This is a genomic window from Phyllobacterium myrsinacearum, from assembly GCF_002980555.1.
GTDB classification, from domain to species: domain Bacteria; phylum Pseudomonadota; class Alphaproteobacteria; order Rhizobiales; family Rhizobiaceae; genus Phyllobacterium; species Phyllobacterium myrsinacearum.
Genome location: NZ_PVBT01000007.1, coordinates 289,239 through 306,623, shown reverse-complemented (window position 1 = coordinate 306,623; position 17,385 = coordinate 289,239). Strand labels below are relative to the sequence as shown.

19 protein-coding genes are annotated in these 17,385 nt (G+C 58.9%); 4 read left to right on the top strand and 15 right to left on the bottom strand.

Annotated elements, in window-relative coordinates; translation table 11 throughout:
• Positions 1-141: 141 nt before the first annotated feature.
• Positions 142-1,143, top strand: coding sequence for a 2-hydroxyacid dehydrogenase (locus C5750_RS21870; RefSeq protein ID WP_105736798.1), 1,002 nt, complete (start codon positions 142-144; stop codon positions 1,141-1,143).
• Positions 1,144-1,169: 26 nt separating this feature from the next.
• Here the strand turns inward: C5750_RS21870 and C5750_RS21865 are convergent, their stop codons facing one another.
• The 15 genes from C5750_RS21865 to C5750_RS21795 all read right to left on the bottom strand — a co-directional run bounded on the left by C5750_RS21865 (position 1,170) and on the right by C5750_RS21795 (position 15,264).
• Positions 1,170-1,583: an aconitase X swivel domain-containing protein gene (locus C5750_RS21865; RefSeq protein ID WP_105736686.1), complete on the bottom strand. Its 414-nt coding sequence runs from the start codon at positions 1,581-1,583 to the stop codon at positions 1,170-1,172.
• On the bottom strand, positions 1,580-2,836 hold the full coding sequence (locus C5750_RS21860) for an aconitase X (RefSeq protein WP_105736684.1): 1,257 nt from the start codon (positions 2,834-2,836) through the stop codon (positions 1,580-1,582). The genes C5750_RS21865 and C5750_RS21860 overlap by 4 nt, the downstream gene beginning before the upstream one ends.
• A gap of 21 nt (positions 2,837-2,857) precedes the next feature.
• Positions 2,858-3,640 carry a molybdopterin-synthase adenylyltransferase MoeB gene (locus C5750_RS21855; protein WP_105736682.1) on the bottom strand — a complete coding sequence of 261 codons (783 nt, stop codon included), beginning with the start codon at positions 3,638-3,640 and terminating at the stop codon, positions 2,858-2,860.
• Positions 3,641-3,689: 49 nt separating this feature from the next.
• Positions 3,690-4,004: a quaternary ammonium compound efflux SMR transporter SugE gene (gene sugE / locus C5750_RS21850; RefSeq protein ID WP_105736796.1), complete on the bottom strand. Its 315-nt coding sequence runs from the start codon at positions 4,002-4,004 to the stop codon at positions 3,690-3,692.
• Between the two features lie 280 nt (positions 4,005-4,284).
• Positions 4,285-4,989 carry a glutathione S-transferase N-terminal domain-containing protein gene (locus C5750_RS21845; RefSeq protein WP_105736680.1) on the bottom strand — a complete coding sequence of 235 codons (705 nt, stop codon included), beginning with the start codon at positions 4,987-4,989 and terminating at the stop codon, positions 4,285-4,287.
• Between the two features lie 140 nt (positions 4,990-5,129).
• Complete coding sequence (gene recF, locus C5750_RS21840; RefSeq protein WP_105736794.1) at positions 5,130-6,293, bottom strand: DNA replication/repair protein RecF; 1,164 nt, start codon at positions 6,291-6,293, stop codon at positions 5,130-5,132.
• Positions 6,294-6,313: 20 nt separating this feature from the next.
• Positions 6,314-7,432, bottom strand: a complete 1,119-nt coding sequence (gene dnaN / locus C5750_RS21835; protein ID WP_105736679.1) for a DNA polymerase III subunit beta — start codon at positions 7,430-7,432, stop codon at positions 6,314-6,316.
• Positions 7,433-7,617: 185 nt separating this feature from the next.
• The gene (gene dnaA, locus C5750_RS21830) at positions 7,618-9,168 is read right to left on the bottom strand and encodes a chromosomal replication initiator protein DnaA (RefSeq protein ID WP_105736792.1); all 1,551 of its coding nucleotides are present in this window, start codon (positions 9,166-9,168) and stop codon (positions 7,618-7,620) included.
• Positions 9,169-10,033: 865 nt separating this feature from the next.
• A complete protein-coding gene (gene rpsT / locus C5750_RS21825; RefSeq protein WP_105736677.1) occupies positions 10,034-10,300 on the bottom strand; it encodes a 30S ribosomal protein S20 in 267 nt (88 codons plus the stop codon).
• 156 nt (positions 10,301-10,456) lie between these two features.
• Positions 10,457-11,230, bottom strand: coding sequence for an enoyl-CoA hydratase (locus C5750_RS21820; RefSeq protein WP_105736675.1), 774 nt, complete (start codon positions 11,228-11,230; stop codon positions 10,457-10,459).
• A gap of 13 nt (positions 11,231-11,243) precedes the next feature.
• The gene (gene mutM / locus C5750_RS21815) at positions 11,244-12,137 is read right to left on the bottom strand and encodes a bifunctional DNA-formamidopyrimidine glycosylase/DNA-(apurinic or apyrimidinic site) lyase (protein ID WP_105736673.1); all 894 of its coding nucleotides are present in this window, start codon (positions 12,135-12,137) and stop codon (positions 11,244-11,246) included.
• Positions 12,130-13,365 (bottom strand): phosphopentomutase, encoded by a 1,236-nt coding sequence (locus tag C5750_RS21810; RefSeq protein ID WP_105736671.1) that lies wholly within the window; start codon positions 13,363-13,365, stop codon positions 12,130-12,132. The genes mutM and C5750_RS21810 overlap by 8 nt, the downstream gene beginning before the upstream one ends.
• 99 nt (positions 13,366-13,464) lie before the next feature.
• A complete protein-coding gene (locus tag C5750_RS21805) occupies positions 13,465-14,052 on the bottom strand; it encodes a TadE/TadG family type IV pilus assembly protein (protein WP_158531259.1) in 588 nt (195 codons plus the stop codon).
• A gap of 80 nt (positions 14,053-14,132) precedes the next feature.
• On the bottom strand, positions 14,133-14,732 hold the full coding sequence (locus C5750_RS21800; protein WP_105736667.1) for a TadE/TadG family type IV pilus assembly protein: 600 nt from the start codon (positions 14,730-14,732) through the stop codon (positions 14,133-14,135).
• Positions 14,733-14,871: 139 nt separating this feature from the next.
• Positions 14,872-15,264 carry a pilus assembly protein N-terminal domain-containing protein gene (locus C5750_RS21795; protein WP_105736665.1) on the bottom strand — a complete coding sequence of 131 codons (393 nt, stop codon included), beginning with the start codon at positions 15,262-15,264 and terminating at the stop codon, positions 14,872-14,874.
• A 319-nt stretch (positions 15,265-15,583) separates the two neighbouring features.
• Between C5750_RS21795 and C5750_RS21790 the strand changes: the two genes are divergently transcribed.
• The 3 genes from C5750_RS21790 to cpaB all read left to right on the top strand — a co-directional run bounded on the left by C5750_RS21790 (position 15,584) and on the right by cpaB (position 17,369).
• Positions 15,584-15,793 (top strand): Flp family type IVb pilin, encoded by a 210-nt coding sequence (locus C5750_RS21790; RefSeq protein ID WP_245421200.1) that lies wholly within the window; start codon positions 15,584-15,586, stop codon positions 15,791-15,793.
• Positions 15,794-15,854: 61 nt separating this feature from the next.
• Entirely contained in the window at positions 15,855-16,379 is a 525-nt protein-coding gene (locus tag C5750_RS21785; RefSeq protein ID WP_105736661.1) for an A24 family peptidase, read from the top strand.
• Positions 16,380-16,568: 189 nt separating this feature from the next.
• On the top strand, positions 16,569-17,369 hold the full coding sequence (gene cpaB, locus C5750_RS21780; RefSeq protein ID WP_105736659.1) for a Flp pilus assembly protein CpaB: 801 nt from the start codon (positions 16,569-16,571) through the stop codon (positions 17,367-17,369).
• The last annotated feature ends 16 nt before the right edge of the window (positions 17,370-17,385 follow it).

Below are 17,385 nucleotides of genomic sequence, written 5' to 3'. Positions count from 1 at the left end.
GCGGTTGAACAAGGAACGATCCCTATTTTTCTTTGTCTTTGATGCGCCGCCTTGATAGACAAGTATCGGAGCTCAAGAGCGATTGCAGTTTGCAATGACTTGGTTAAAGAGGTCTCAATATCACCGGAAAAAGGGAGGGGAATATTGGTTAACAAAAAGCCTCTGGTCGTCATCACCCGAAAACTGCCCGATTCCGTTGAGACGCGCATGCGTGAACTCTTCGAAGCACGGTTGAATGTCGATGACCGGCGGTTGTCAAAGGCGGAACTGATCGAAGCCGTCCAGCATGCCAATGTTCTGGTACCCACCGTCACCGACCGTATCGATGAAGAGATCATCAATGCAGCCGGTCCCAACCTCAAGCTTATCGCCAATTTCGGCAACGGTGTCGATAACATCGACGTTCCAGCCGCTGCCAAACGCGGCATCACCGTCACCAATACGCCCAATGTCCTGAGCGAAGACACGGCCGACATGACCATGGCCCTGATGCTGGCCGTGCCGCGGCGGTTGGTGGAAGGCGCATCCATTCTTCTCGATGACGGCAAATGGGAGGGCTGGGGCCCGACCTGGATGCTGGGGCGGCGCATCTGGGGCAAACGCCTCGGCATTGTCGGCATGGGCCGTATCGGTACCGCCGTTGCCCGCCGCGCCAAGGCTTTTGGCCTGTCGATCCATTATCACAACCGCAAGCCGGTCAGCCCCAGGACGGAAGCCGAGCTGGAAGCAACCTATTGGGACAGTCTCGATCAGATGCTGGCCCGGATGGACATCATCTCGGTCAACTGCCCGTCCACGCCCGCCACGTTCCATTTGCTCTCGGCGCGGCGGCTGGCGCTGATGCAGCCTTCCGCTTTCATCGTCAACACGGCGCGCGGCCAGATCATCGATGAGCAGGCGCTGATCGCCCAGCTGGAAACCGGGAAACTCTCCGGCGCGGCGCTTGATGTCTTCGAACACGAGCCGGCGGTCAATTCAAAGCTGCGCAAGCTGGCCAAGGCGGGCAAGGTCGTCATCCTGCCGCATATGGGGTCGGCGACGCTGGAAGGCCGCATCGACATGGGCGAGAAGGTCATCATCAACATCCGCACCTTCATTGACGGGCATCGCCCGCCGGACCGTGTGTTGCCCAACCTCGTTTAGGCTGGTGTCGCCGCCGGCGACGCGAACTATTGAACGCTGACCATTCCAGTGCCGTCAATCGCCAGCCGTTGGTCAACCAGCCGGGGAAATTCCTTGCGGTCGAGTTTGACAGCCATGGGCGTTGCGTGGCCCATCTCCTGCGCGACAATCAGGCCCAGGAGGAGAATGGCGTCGGGTTCATGCAGGATGATGGCAGCGGGTGCGAGACCTGCAGAAACGAGTTCCAGAAGCACGGCCGCCGCCGATGACGACCCGATGGTTCCCGGCAGGCACAGAACCTTTCCGCTGATGGAGACACCGTGCTGCGGATGGCGCACGTCGGCAATCCGTCCTGTCCTGGGATTAACGCCGCCCCAGAAACTGATGGGGGCTGTCAAAACCAAGGCGTCCGCCAGAGCTGGCTGACCCTCCACAAGGATTTCAGCTTGCAACCGGCTCATTCGGCGGCTCCAAACACCGGATGCCCGGTAACGGCACTTTCCACGCATTCGGCCATGGAACCGTAAATAACGCCATAACCCGTATTCCCTGGGGCATAATGGGCAAACTTTCCCGAATTGGTCATCAGCACGGCATTGTCGATATCGGGCAGGATCGGCGTGACGACGACGCAGGTATCGGCGACGATAATGACGCCGCTGCGTTCCAGTATCTGGCGCTTGCCGCTGCTTTCCAGCGCGGCGAGGGCATGGCGGCCGGTGCATGCATAGAGCGGAACATGGAGACGACGTCCAGCGATCAGCCGCTCTAGGCGATCAAACTCGGCGCCGGAAAGATGCGGGCTGCCGATAGCCACGGCATGGATGGATTCGGCACCGGCCGCTGTGGACAGCCTGCGCCGGGAATCCCCGATCATGTCGGTGGTCACCTTGATCACTGCCTCCGGCGCCTGATGCTGCAGGGCCGTGGCGAGGTCCGGCGCTTCGGGCGTAACGCCGGCCACGTGGAAGAGCCCGACGGCACCGGCAGAGGCCGCCGCTGCACCAAAAGCTTTCAGCGCATCTTCTCCCGGATGATGCTCGATACCGGCGACAACACCCACGGCGTCGCCCATTTCCCGCCCGTAAAGACTGCCAAGGATCGGCCACGCGGCCTCGGATGCCAGGAACTCCACGTCCAGCCCCGATACATCGAAGACGATTCTGGCCCGGCGGTTTTCCGCGAGATGAAATCCGTAGTACGGGGCGTAGCCTGCAATGGCGCAGGCGATATCGAGAAAGTCGCCATAGCGGTTGGTCCGCGCGCCGAAGACGGAATTGCAGAAGACCACCGCATTGGATTCGCCCCAGGCGACGTCGCTGCCATAGGCGGGGCGGTGCCCGGCCTGATAGGGTGCGCATGTCCATGTCGGTTCGCAGCCGAGCGTCCGGTAGGCATCCATCATCCGCCGGGCCATGCCGCGCTCATGCGGCTCCAGCCGGTTCTTCGAACAGCCGGTCAGGTCAAGTGAGCCGACATTGAGCGTGGCTCTCACGGCAACCCTTGCCCCGCCTTCAACCAGCTTTTCGGCAAACAGCGTGCCGGAATCCCCGTGATAGAGCGCGCCGTCAATATGGGCGGAGGCGATGGGAATGAGCGATGGGGCGCCCATCAATCGGGCTGTGGCCGCGACAATGCGCAGAGCCATCGCCGCACCCTCGCCGCGTGCACCACTGGCGATCGCCCTTTGCTCCGCTGTCAGCTCAAGCGCCATGATGAAAGGCCTTGTCTGCGCTCACGCTGCGGCTCCGGCAGTGTTTGCCTTGTATTTGATCGTCTCGAAGCGCGAGCTCAGTGCATCGTAAAGCAGCAGCCTGCCGATCAACGGCTCGCCGATGCCGGTGATCAGCTTGATGACCTCTGTCGCCTGCAAGCTGCCGATAACACCCGGGAGAACACCCAGAACACCGGCTTCCGCACAGGCTGGAACCAGACCCGGCGGTGGCGCGGAAGGAAAGAGATCCCGATAGGACGGGTTTTGCTCACCCTTGCCGTTCCGTTCATAGGGTTTGAGTGTCGTCAAAGAACCGTCGAACCGTCCGAGCGCTGCGGAAACCAGCGGGCGTTTTCCCACAGCGCAGGTATCGGCGAGCAGATAGCGTGTGTCGAAATTGTCCGAGCCGTCGACGACGATATGGTAACGGCTGATGAGATCGGCGGCATTATCGGGCGCGATGCGCGTTTCGTGGGCTTCAACCGTGACATGCGGATTGATCGCGGCAATGGCGCGGACGGCGCTTTCGACCTTGGGCGAGCCAACGAGGTCGGTGTCGTGAATGACCTGCCGCTGCAGGTTGGACAGAGAAACCCGGTCATCATCGACAATGCCAAGCGTACCGACGCCTGCCGCTGCCAGATATTGCAGCACCGGCGCGCCCAGCCCGCCTGCGCCCACGACGAGTACGCGGGCGCGCTTGAGCTTCTGCTGACCGGGGCCGCCGATCTCCGCCAGGATAATATGGCGGGCATAGCGTTCGAGCTCGGCGGGGGTAAAAGCGGGTTTTTCAGGGTCGGTCATGGCTCTACATTAGAACAAGATGGAACCCGAATGCAGCATCCGATTTGTCTCAGGCAAGAAATTTCAACCCGGCAATACCAGAGACAATCAGGCCGATGCAAACGAGACGGATAACTGTTGCCGGCTCTCCGAAAAGATACATGCCGAGCAGGGCGGTACCGACGGTGCCAATGCCGGTCCAGACCGCATAGGCGCTGCCCACTGGCAGTTCACGCAAGGCAAGGCCCAGCACGAGAACGCTGATGACCATGCTGGCACCGGTCAGTACCGACGGCGTCAGCCGGGTAAAGCCATCGGTATATTTGAGCCCGATGGCCCAGCCGATTTCAAAGAGTCCTGCAACGACGAGATAAATCCAGGCCATGACGACCATCCTTTTCCATGCGCGGGCCGTCCCGGCTTATGTTCAGACGCAGCCTCTTGCGGCGGCGTGGAGGTCGTCCTCCAAAGCCCTATCTAGGCTGGCGGAAATGCCGGGGCAAGTTTTTGGCCGCTGAGTAATTTTGGTGTTTAACATCAAGCGGAATGAAGGAGGATCACCTCCAGGAGCACCAGGGATATCGCCGCGCAACCGGGTGCAGGCAAACGCCGCCAAACCGGCGGCGTTCAGAGCTTCGCCACGGGGAATCGAAAGAACCGGGGCTTTATGGGCGCTGGGGTATATCGAGACCGCGCTGCACCGCCGGGCGTGCAAGCCCGCGTTCGAGCCATGCCGGGACGTTCTTCAGGCTGGCATAGTCGACCAGATCACCTGCCCCATAGAAACCGATCAGGTTGCGCACCCAGCCAAGCGTGGCGATATCGGCGATCGTATACTCGTCATCCATGATCCATTGACGGCCTGCAAGATGGCTCTCGAGCACACCGAGCAGACGTTTCGATTCGTTGACATACCGCTCAAGCGGCCGTTTGTCCTCATACTCGCGGCCGGCAAACTTATGGAAGAAGCCGACCTGACCGAACATCGGGCCAATGGCAGCCATCTGGAAGAACACCCACTGGATGGTCTCGTAGCGCCGGGCCGGATCGGTTGGCAGGAATTTGCCGGTTTTCTCGGCGAGATAGAGCAGGATCGCGCCGGATTCAAACAGCGGCAGGGGCTTGCCGCCCGGACCATCCGGATCGATCATCGCGGGAATCTTGCCATTGGGGTTCAACGACAGGAATTCCGGCGTCCAGCTTTCATTCTTGCCGATATCAACGAGATGGGTCTCGTATGGCAGCCCGATCTCCTCCAGCATGATGGATACCTTCACGCCATTGGGCGTCGGCAGCGAATAGAGCTGAAGACGGTCGGGGTGCTGTGCCGGCCAGCGTTTGGTAATGGGAAAGGCAGAAAGATCAGACATAGGGGTTCCTTTGTTGGATCAAGGCACCGGGCGACAACAGCCCTGTGTCCATGGAGGCCTTATTTCATGGGAGTGTTGCAGAAAGAATTCGATTCTCCGGCATGCTAACACGGCCGCCGGTGGGCTCGCCATCACCCGCTTTACCGGGCGTGCACTTCTCCGTGCGACACGTCAAAAAACTGCGCGCGGCCGGCAAGGCTGGAAAACAGCGAGCGGTCTGTACCCGTCATGAAGGCCTGCCCGCCAAGGTCTTCGATGATGTCAAAAAGTGCGGCGCGGCGGCCTTCATCAAGATGTGCGGCGATTTCATCGAGGAGCAGGATGGGTGCCATGCCCGCCAATTCTCCCGTGAGGCGCGCATGGGAGAGAATGAGGCCGATAAGCAGCGCTTTCTGCTCGCCGGTCGAGCAGAGTTCGGCAGGCATGGCCTTGGGCCGGTGGCGTACCAGAAGGTCGGAGCGGTGGGGACCGTCCAATGTGCGTCCCGCCGCCCGGTCACGGCTGCGCCCATCATGCAGTGCCCGGCGAAAGGCCTCCTCAACGTCAGTTGCCGATTCGATGCCGATGCGCGCTTCCAACGCGCCGTCGAGCATGCAGTCGGCCTTGGGGAAGGGGCTATCGTCCGGCAGCCGCTCGATCATGCCGTTGATCAGGCGCATGAGTTCGGCCCTTGCGGCGGCGATTGCGATACCGAGCTCTGCCATGGGGGTTTCAATGGCATCGAGCCAAGCGCCGTTGCTGCGCTCTTCCGTCAGCAGGCGGTTGCGGCTGCGCATGGCCTTCTCATAGTCAAGCACACGGCGGCCATGCGCGGGATCGATGGCCAGCACCATCCGGTCGAGAAAACGCCGCCGGTCCCCGGCGGCACCGGTAAAGAGGCCGTCCATCGAAGGCACCAGCCAGAGGATGCGGGAATATTCCAGAAGATCGTCGGCACTGGATGCGGTGACGCCATTGATGCGCACCCGCCGCGCGGTATCGCCCGGTGCATTGCCGGCAAGTCCGGTACCGACATCCACGGAGCCTTCCCCGGTTTCGATGGCGGCATGGATGGCAAAGCCGTCGGGCGCGTCATTGCGGGTGACATCCGTATAGGTGGCGCGGCGCAAACCGCGGCCGGGAGAAAGAAACGAGACGGCTTCGAGCAGATTGGTCTTGCCCGATCCGTTCTCACCGGTCAGCACCACATGCGACGGGCCGAGCCGCAGTGACAGGTTTTCATAATTGCGGAACTGTGCAAGCTTCAACCGGCTGATCGAAACGCGGGCCGGTTTGCCCGCGTCCGTTCTGGGATCATCGGTCACAGCAGAATTGTCCGTTTGCGTCAAACCCGCATCGGCATGAGCACGTAGAGCGCATTCGCATCACCCGTATCGCGCACCAGTGTCGGCGAGCCGGCGTCGGCCAGCATGAAGATGGCTTCGGAGCCGGAAAGCTGAGCCGTTATATCGAGAAGATATTTGGCGTTGAACCCGATCTCGATCGGATCGGAGTCATAATCAGCCGCAAGTTCATCCGTGGCGCTGCCCGAATCCGGATTGTTGACCGTCAATGTCAGCTGACCATCGGCAATCGTCAGCTTGACGGCACGGCCGCGCTCACTCGAAATCGTCGAGACGCGATCGACGGCAGAAGCGAAACTCTGGCGGTCGATGGTCAGTTTCTTGTCATTGCCGGATGGAATGACGCGCTGGTAGTCGGGGAAGGTGCCGTCAATCAGCTTGGAGGTCAGAACCACCGAGCCGATGGTGAAGCGGATCTTTGTGTCAGACAATTCGATGGTCACGGCAATGTCCGGATCGTCGACAAGCTTCTGCAGCTCGGCAACAGTCTTGCGCGGGATGATGATGCCGGGCATGCCTTCGGCACCGGAAGGTGCTTCCAGCTCAGCGCGGGCCAGACGATGTCCGTCCGTGGCCACGGCACGCAGCTTCAGCGAGCCCTCGCTCTCGATGGCATGGAAATAAATGCCGTTGAGGTAATAGCGGGTTTCTTCCGTGGAGATGGCGAATTGCGTCCGTTCGATCAGGCTCTTCAGTGCCGTGGATGTAATGCGGAACGTGTGCGTGAACGACCCGGCGGTCAATTCGGGGAAATCCGATTGCGGCAGGCATTGCAGGCGGAAATTCGACCGGCCGGAGGTCACGGTCATGGAGTTGCCGTCGGCATTGGTTGCCAGCATCACTTCCGCCCCGTCAGGAAGTTTGCGGACGATATCATAGAGCAGATGCGCCGGGACGGTGGTTGCACCGGACTGCTCGATTTGCGCGGCAGTGGCTTCGGTGACTTCAAGGTCAAGGTCCGTGGCCTTGAGGGCAAGGCTTGCGCCCTCGGCTTGCAGAAGAACGTTCGAAAGAATCGGAATGGTGTTGCGCCGTTCGACCACGCGATGGACATGGTTGAGCGACTTCAGAAGATTGGAACGTTCAAGAGTTACACGCATGATAAACCGGTCTCACTGTCTTTTTCGACCCAAAGCCCCTGAGGGCCTGCGGCGCTTTTCTGGCGAGAGGGCGAAGTTCCCCCAAGGTCAAGCAAATTGGCAGAAAGTCACCCTAAAAAGCAAGCCTGCGGCTGGTTGCAACGCACCATACCGCAGGCTTTCTGTTGATAAGTGGCGAAGTGCCCTTATTGGGCCTGATCGTTGATCAGGCGCTTCAGGAGCTCGAGTTCCTGCGACAGTTTCTGGTCCTTGCCGACAATATCTTCGATCTTGCGCACCGCATGCAGAACGGTTGTGTGGTCACGTCCGCCGAAGCGCCGGCCAATTTCCGGCAGCGAGCGGGGTGTGAGCATTTTGGCAAGATACATGGCGATCTGGCGCGGCTTGACGATGGTGCGCGTGCGGCGGTTGGACAGAAGATCCTGCTTGGAGACGTTGTAATGGCGCGCAACGATGCGCTGGATTTCTTCGATGCGGATGCGCTTGGCTTCCCCGCCGCGCATCAGATGGCTGAGCAGTTCATCGACCCGGTCGACCGACAGGTTCGGCTCGAACGTCTGGCGGAACAGCAACTGGTTGAAAGCGCCTTCCAACTCACGGCCGCTTCCGGTGACGGATTGGGCGACGTGATCGAGAATCTCCGGCGAAATATCCAGGGACTGGTCTTCCTGCTGGGCGGCAACCAGGCGGCGCTTGAGAATCTCCAGGCGCATCGCATAGTCCGGTGAAATCATTTCAAGGGCAACGCCGCCCTGCAGGCGCGAACGCACGCGCGCATCGAGCGATTCCAGCTCTGACGGCGGACGGTCTGCGGCCACAACCACCTGCTTGGCGCTGTCGAGCAGCGTGTTGATCAGATGGCAGAATTCGTGCTGGATCGATTTGCCCTGCAGGAACTGCATGTCGTCGATGATCAGCAGATCGATATCGCGCAGCTGTTCCTTGAATGAAAGCGCGTTGTTGTCGCGAATGGCCGTTGCAAAGCGCCACATGAAATATTCGGCGGTCAGGTAAACGACGCGGGCGCGCTCCGAGCGTTTCAGGGCGTCGGCGGCGATGGCCTGCAGGAGATGCGTCTTGCCGAGGCCGACAGAGGCGTGAATGAACAGCGGATTGAAGCGAACGGCACTGGCACCCGCATCGGCAATGGTGCGCGCGGCGGCGAGCGCCACCCGGTTCGGCGTGCCGTCAACAAAGGTCTCGAAGGTGTAGCGCGGGTCCAGCGGCGAGCCGAACACGGAGTTCTGTCCGGGGCGATCAGTGGCACGGTCGGCAAAATGCGCCGGTGCCTTCTTGTCCTGGGACGTATTGCCGACGGGAAAAACCGGCTTGTCGCGCGAAATCGCCCGCTGGTCGGCCCGCAGGGCAGGCTCTGCCTCAAGCGAGGGGCGGCTGGCGCGGCTGGCACTGCGGAAGACAATCTCCACCTTCAGAACCTGCTCGTCCTCTTCACGCCACAGCGTGTTGATCATGTCCGAGTAGTGGTTGTTGATCCAGGAACGAAGAAATGCGGTCGGCACGGAAAGGCGAACAATACTCTTGGAGGTTTCATCCAGTTTCAAACGGCCGAACCAGCTGGAGTAAACTTCATTTCCGAGTTTGGCCTTGAGTTTGGTCTTGACCCTCTCGAAAATCGTCTCGCCCTGGCTGCCGGCCGATACCATACTTTTCCCTTCGTCCATATGGAGCGGGACCATGGCTGCATTCGTGCCGTTTTCCATTATTCCGCTGGTCATTGTCATTGCCTCATCCTGATATTTATCTGTTCGAGCTTGATAGTGCTCGTGTTCGCATGCGTGCCGGTCCATGACCGGCTTCAGTCTTCAAGAGCCGGTCACCCCTATGGCCGGCCTTCAATCTCCTGGAGCTAATTGTTGGATAAGGTTAGGGACGCGTAATACAGGTCTGAACAATCTCGCACCGAAATTCTAAAAACCGCCACGTCCATATCCCTTTCAACTTTGGCGCAAAAAGACTCACGCCCGGCTGATGCCAGCGCCGCCAACTTGCTTCTTTTCTGAAACGATCCAGGTTCGTACAACCCGGATACCCGACAAAAACTTACTCGTTACGCAAACAAAAAATCTGCGTCCGAACCCACTAATTTGATAAGCCTGTTAAATGGGTTTTTGCCCACCCCTTCGATGTCTGGACCTTACAAAAACCTTTGCGGGGAGGGCAAGGGCAGGCGCGCCGCTTTTTTAGTGAATTAAAGGTTAACGCTTTTGCGTTTTTTTTAACTACCTCCGGTTGGACGGGGAAAAAGCCTTCGGATTCAAAGCCTTTTTTGGAATGCCGATTTTGCTGCACTGCGGAGTCACGCGATCAAAAAAAAATATTAAATTATCGCTTGACATAGGCTGGGGTGACAGATTCTTCCGGCTGGGGTCTGGCGATTATGGCTACCTGCCGTAAGTTATTGAAATTAAATGAGAAATGATGGTTGTCGCTTTTTGTATGAAACTATTTATGACCGGCATATGTCAGGGTTTTGATATGCCACAATCTTTTTCATCGGAAACGAATTTGTGCCCAAAAAAATGGCAAATAAAAAACCCGGCTAAGGACCAGCCGGGTTTAAAATAGACTATTCTTGTCTGATTAGGCAGACATGCCCTTAAGGCGCTGTGCGAGACGGGAAACCTTCCGGGATGCCGTATTCTTGTGCACGACACCCTTTGTGGCGGCGCGCATCATTTCCGGTTCAACAGCCTTGAAGGCTACGGAAGCGGCTGCCTGATCACCGCTTGCCACCGCATCTTCGAACTTGCGAAGGAAGGTGCGCACGCGCGAGCGGCGGGATTTGTTTACTTCGGTGCGGGCTTCGATCTTACGCGCCGCTTTCTTGGCCGAAGGAGTGTTGGCCATGATGCCTCTCTTTTCTGTCAGCTACTCGGCAGCTTCAACGCGGCCGTCACAAAATAATAGGGTGGCCGAGGGGCCACCAAACGTTGTCGGGCTTATAGATGACGTTTCCGATTGCGTCAACGTGGAATCGTCGCCTTGCCGGTGGATATTTCAGCCTCAGCGATTCTTGAAATTCGGCGGGCGTTTTTCGGCAAAGGCCGTCATCCCCTCCTTCTGGTCTTCCAGCGCGAACATCGAATGGAAGACGCGCCGTTCAAATCTCAACCCTTCCGACAGGGTGGTTTCATAGGCCCTGTTGACGGTTTCCTTGGTCATCATGGCGACAGGCAGCGAGAAGGAGGCAATCTTTCCAGCAGCCTTCAACGCTTCCGCTACAAGCTCGCCCGCAGGGACGACACGCGCGACAAGGCCGCAACGCTCCGCTTCCGCCGCATCCATCATGCGCCCGGTCAGGCACAGGTCCATCGCCTTGGATTTGCCGACGGAGCGTGTGAGCCGCTGTGAGCCGCCCATTCCTGGCATGACACCCAGCGTAATCTCCGGCTGGCCGAATTTGGCGGTATCCGCCGCAATGATGAAATCGCACATCATGGCGAGTTCGCAGCCGCCGCCCAGCGCATAACCGGCGACGGCCGCAATCAGCGGCTTGCGCAGGCGCGTGACCCGCTCCCACTCGCTGAAATAATCGCCGAGATAGGCGTCGGCGAAATCCAGTGTCTGCATCTCCTTGATGTCAGCGCCGGCGGCAAAGGCTTTTTCCGAGCCGGTAAGGACGATGGCGCCGATGCCGTTGTCCTTGTCAAACGCCTCAAGAGCAGTGCTCAGCTCGGCAAGCAGGGCAGAGTTGAGAGCATTGAGCGCCTGCGGGCGGTGAAGCTGGATGAACCCAACTTTCTCACGCGTTTCCACAATGATGTTTTCGTAGGCCATCCGGATATTCCTCCTAATGCTGGCAGATCGGGCAGAAAAACGTCGAGCGCCCGCTTTGGACGATGCGGGCTATCGTGCCATCACAGGCAGGACGCGGGCAAGGCTCACCTTCACGGTCGTAGACAGAAAAAGAATGCTGGAAATAGCCAAGCTCCCCGTCGGCCTGCCGGTAGTCCTTCAGGCTGGAGCCGCCTGCCGCGATGGCGTCTGCTATGACGGAACGAATGGATGTGGCAAGCCGGTCCGCCATGGGCGTGGGGTCGCCGTTCTCTTCAGCGATCGTGCCGGCCGCTCGCAGGGGCGATAGCCCGGCCCGCCAGAGCGCTTCGCAGACATAGATGTTGCCAAGACCGGCAATCAGCTTCTGGTCCAGCAATGCCGCTTTCAGCGGCGCGTTCCTGGCGGCGAAGAGCGTGGCCAGCAGCGTGCCGTCCAACCGGTTGCCCGTCGGTTCGATGCCAAGATCCCGGATCAGTTTGTGGGTATTGAGCCCGCCCGGTTCGGCAAACAGCATGAAGCCGAAACGGCGCGGATCGTTGTAGATGATCCGGCTTCTGATCCGGTCCGCCGATTCCACATGGATCACCACGTGGTCATGGGTCGTGTTGCGTGACCGGTCATGGTGGAAGACCCCGGGCGCCGTGTCCGCGTGGTCCTGTTCAATGCGATAGGAACCGGACATGCCGAGGTGGCTGATCAGGCCCAGCCCGTCATCCATATGCATGATGAGGTATTTGGCGCGGCGCTCCAGTGATGCGATCGTGCGACCGGTCAGCCGTTCGGCAAACCGGTCCGGAAAGGGAAAGCGCAGATCCGCGCGGCGCTGTTCGACCCGCGCAATGGTTGCGCCCTCCATGAAAGGCTGCAATCCGCGGCGGACGGTTTCGACTTCGGGAAGCTCAGGCATGGGATGCCGTGCCCCGCAGGAAACTTTTCCCGTGCAGGCCAGGCGCAATGCCGAGATGGGCTGCGACTGTCTCACCGATATCGGCAAAGGTGGTCCGGATACCGAGCGACCCATGCGGCAGGTCGGGTCCGAAGCAGAGTACCGGAACGCGTTCACGCGTGTGGTCGGTTCCCTTGAAGGTCGGGTCGCAGCCATGATCGGCTGTCAGGATCAGAAGATCGCCCGTCCGCAATTTTGCCATGGCTTCCGGCAGTCTCCTGTCGAAAGCCTCAAGCGCGGCGGCATAGCCGGGCACATCCCTGCGATGCCCGTAGAGCATGTCGAAATCCACGAAGTTGGTGAAGACCAGATCGCCGTCCTGCGCATCGTCCATGGCAATCAGTGTTTCATCGAACAAGGCCATATTGCCGTTGGCCTTGCGCACCTGAGACACGCCTTTGTGCGCGTAGATATCACCAATCTTGCCGATTGCGATGACAGTCCGGCCCGCATCCGTAAGCCTGTCGAGCAAGGTCGGTTCGGGCGGCGGTACGGAATAGTCGCGCCGGTTGCCGGTGCGCTCGAAGGTCTGCCTGGTTTCCCCGACAAACGGGCGGGCAATGACCCGGCCGATATTCAGGGGGTCGACCAGTTCACGGACAAGCGTGCACAGAGCATAGAGGCGGTCCAATCCGAAATGCTGTTCGTGCGCCGCGATCTGGATGACGGAGTCGGTGGACGTGTAGAAGATCGGCTTGCCGCTGCGAATATGCTCTTCGCCATATTCCTCAATGACCTCGGTGCCCGAGGCATGCTTGTTGCCCAGCACGCCCGGCAGACCGGCGCGCCGCACCGCGTCGGCAATCAATGTCTCCGGAAATGTCGGGATCGTCCTGGGGAAATAGCCCCAATTGAAGGTGACCGGCACACCGGCAATTTCCCAGTGTCCGGACGGCGTGTCCTTGCCATTCGAAACTTCCTCAGCAGCGCCCCACAACCCGATGGGAGCGGCGACGGACGGCGGGATTTTGACGCCGGAGGCAAGATTGGCCGCGTGAACGAGACCCAGCGACGTTAAATTTGGGAGCATCAGCGGTCCGGCGCGCAGGCCGTCCTTGTCACCGCGCCCGTCGGCGCAGGCGTCGATGATGTGACCGAACGTCGTCGCACCTGCATCGCCGAAAGCGGCAGCATCCGGCGCGCCGCCTATGCCAAAAGAATCGAGCACAAAAAGAAAAGCGCGGGACATGCCTCACTCCATCAGAACCAGAATCCACAGATAGGTGAAACTGACGCTGATGACAAACATCATGTGCGCGGGGCGGCTGTTAAGGCTGGCGCCGATGTTTCAGCAATTGGTGCAAGCCACCGCATCTCCCTGGCGGATCCGGCCATAGATCATCTTGCCCATGGCGATACCCGGCCCGCTGGTGCCTATTGAAGTTTTCACGGTGTCTTTCATTGTCCAGGCAATGAGCGGGATATAGGCGATGCTGGTTTCAACGCGAACAAAGTTTGACGTGGGAATCTTCAGGTTGGGATCGATGGTGATGGCGCTGCCCTTGGTATAGGGCGTTGAGATGGCCTGACCCTGTTTGCGCTGCGACCAGGCAACCGTGGCGTTGCCGTTCGCGTCGACAGTGATGGACGCAATGGTGATGGTCGGCAGGTCGCGGCGATAGGGCAAGAGGATGGAGGTCCCGATTTCCATGATATCGGCGATCTTTTCCTTGGTGATGGATTGTTGCTGCGTGACCAGATCGCCCACCATCGCTCCGGCCCGCGCCAGCTTCTTGTTCACGTCGAAACCGTTGGTGATTTCAATGCTCCCCAGAAGAAGCATGATCATCACCGGCGCGATCAACGCAAATTCCAGCGCGGCAATACCCCGGCGGTCTTTGCCGAACGCAACCAGGTTACGCGTAGAAGCAGCCATTTTTTCACGTATTTTTTTGAATGCCGGCATGGCAGAAGCCTTCGCGGAAGAAAACAGATGATCGGTTGCTTGGCGGCGCATCAGAGGTAAGGCTCATTTTGCCAGGTGACGGTGGAGAACAGCAGGGTTTTGCCCTGACTCTGTATGCTTGCGATACGGGTCTTCATCAAATCGGTCAAAATGGGCCAGCGGTAGAAAATCCGCAGCTGATTGATCGTACCAGCACCGCCCGGATTGACTTTCAGAGCGCTGACATCGACGTCATTGTCCGATTTGAGCGGGATTGTCGTGGGTACGGTTTTGAACGTCGCATAGGTCTGCAGATCAACCTCGAGATCGGGGCAGGGCGTGGCGGCCATGAACAATTGGGGGCAAATCCGCGCTTTCAGTTTTGTGGCGTCGCTGACATCCGTTGTCTTCAATTGCCCGGTGCGCAGCTGGCGCGAAATATCGTCAACGGCGTTGGACATGACCTGTTCGGCGGTGAAGCTGAGGGTGACTTCGACAACGGCAAAGATCAGGAGAAAGAAGGGAAGGGCGATCATAGCAAATTCAATGGCGACGCTGCCGCGATTGTGTTTGCAGAACCGCGCGGGCAGCGAGCCTTTTCCGGCGGGACGCCTGCTTTCCGGCAAATCGGAATTTCCGCGTGGTTCATCCCTGACTGCTGCCTTCATCATCACTGGACCTTCTCCGTCTCCCCGCAACGGACACAGCTCTATCAGGCAGATATTAGAATCTCGTGTGAAGGAAAGTGCAAATTGTGATGCCTGAATTCACGCTTTCTCAACCGTGATGCAAGCGGTCACGACAAGCCGGTCAGTTCCCGCCGATTTCCGTGTCGGATTTCTTTTCCGCATTCGTCTTCTGGGATATCTCGCAGAAGGGAGAGCAGGAGAGTGTTTGCACATAGGCGCGCCGGTAAACGCGCACGGTATTGGCAACACTGCGGCTGACCAGAACCTGATCGTCAACGATCGCCCCGCCTTCAGCGTCCATGATCACGATATTGGTCATGCCAAATCCCTTTCCCGTCAACACGACGGTTCGGGAATCCTTGACAACGGCATCCGCTATTTCAGGATCGCCGACCACGACCGTATCGGCGGGACGGGCAAGTTTCAGCACGGTTGCCTGGTTCATGACCACGTGAATGCCCGTATCGGCCTGCGCCCTCCCGGACAGGACGGCCGCGAGCATGAGTGCGATCATTGTTGCATGCCGACCGAAACGTCGTTGGCCGTTGTATCGAACCATGGGAGTGCCCTTCGCAAATCGTTGGATGAACGATGCCGATGATTGGTGAAAGAAGGCTTAACCCCGTGAACTTATCGTTAAGTATAATTGCCTCGTGGGCACCATCCGTGGCGGCGGAGCGGCCGGGCATGGCGAAACGCGGGATTTTACGGTTCGCCTTCATCTTTTCCTAACGGTCTTTCTTAAGCTGAAAGCAATGCGCAGCGGATATTGTCGAGGACATCACGTTACGAAGTCAGCCACTGTCAAGGATAGCAGGCATGCGGGGGAGATCATGATGTTCAATGCAAGGCGCCTCGCTCCGTCAGATGGCAATGTATTCACGGATTTTCCCCGGAACCGGTCGGGCGCGACAGCCATAGAATATGCGTTGATTGCCGGTATCATTTCCCTTGGCATCGTCGCCGGCGCCGGTGCGCTCGGGACCGCAGTACAGACAACCTATGATGGCGTTGCGACAACCGTAGGCAATGCGAGCAAATGAATGTCCTGGGTGGTGTTGATATGTGGAACGCTTCCGCCACCCGGTTTGATGGAACGGCGCGATGATTGAAGCTGCGATATTGATCGTTTTCCCCTTCGCCATGGCCTTTGCCGGGATATCGGATCTTTTGTCGATGACGATCCAAAATCGTGTATCGCTTATACTCCTTGCCGCCTTTGCCGTTCTGGCGCCCATGACCGGAATGCCCTGGGATATTTATGGACTGCATTTTGCCGCCGGAGCCGTGGTGCTTGCCGTCACGTTCCTGCTGTTTGCAATGGGAACGATGGGCGGCGGCGATGCCAAGCTCATGACCGCCACGGCGGTCTGGATGGGTTGGAATGTGGAATTGGCCGGCTACCTGCTTTTCATGTCGCTGCTCGGCGGCGCGCTTACCCTGGCCATCCTCAAATATCGCAGCTCGCATTTCGCTATCGCATATGCCGGCCGCTTCAACTTCATGCACCGGCTGGCACAGAAGAACGAAGGTGTTCCCTACGGTGTTGCCCTTGGCGCTGCCGGCCTCATCATGTTTCCGTCGTCACCCCTGTGCGTCTGGGTGATAGACCGGTTGGCCCATGCCTGACGGCGGGCCTTCCCCGTTCACCGATCGATTTACCGTGAAAACAGTGCAGCTTCCCTGCAGGCGGTACAACCGAATGCCGGCGAGCGTCGTTTTTTGTCCTTTTAAGTAAACTGTTAACCATAATTACACGATTGCCAAGTCAAGGTGCAACCCTGGGTAAATTAGACAAAAGTCTATTGGGGTTCATCGATGCAAAAGGCACGCGTTGTTATTCTCATCGTGGCGATTTCGGCCGCCGGTGCGGCTGGCTATATCGCGACGAATATGAAGCCCGATGTGCCGGTCGTCGTGCAAACGGTTCCGCTACCTCAGATTGAATTACAGGACGTGCTGGTTGCCACGGACGGGCTTGGTGTCGGCGCCGAAATGCGAAACCAGATGCGCTGGCAACCCTGGCCGGTATCTGCCCTGGCCGATGGCTACATCAAGCGCGCGGACCGGCCCAATGCCGAGGAAGAATTGCGCGGCTCCACCGTGCGGTTGCAGATATTTCCGGGAGAACCCATTCGGGAAGCCAAGCTGATCGGCAAGGGCCAGAGTTTCATGTCCGCGCAGTTGCCATCCGGGATGCGCGCCGTGGCCACGCAGATTGCTGCGGATACGTCGGCGGGTGGCTTCATCCTGCCCAATGATTATGTCGATGTGATCATGATCCGGCAGATCGAAGGCGAACAGAAGCAGTTCGCCACCGAGACCATTTTGAGCAATGTCCGGGTTCTCGCCATCGACCAGACTATCCAGGAAGACGAAACAGGCCAGAAGAACAAGGTCGGATCCACGGCAACGCTCGAGCTCACGCCGCAGCAGGCGGAGATACTGGCAGTGGCCCAGCAGATGGCCAGCCGCATGACATTGGTGCTGCGGTCCCTGCAGGATGCACAGGAGCCGACGGGGCCGGGTGCGGAATATCTCGTCAATTCACCCGGCCGGGCCGGGAACGTCAAGCTGATCAAATCCGGGACTGTCACTGAAATATTGGGGCGCAAATAAAATGGGTTTCGGAGCA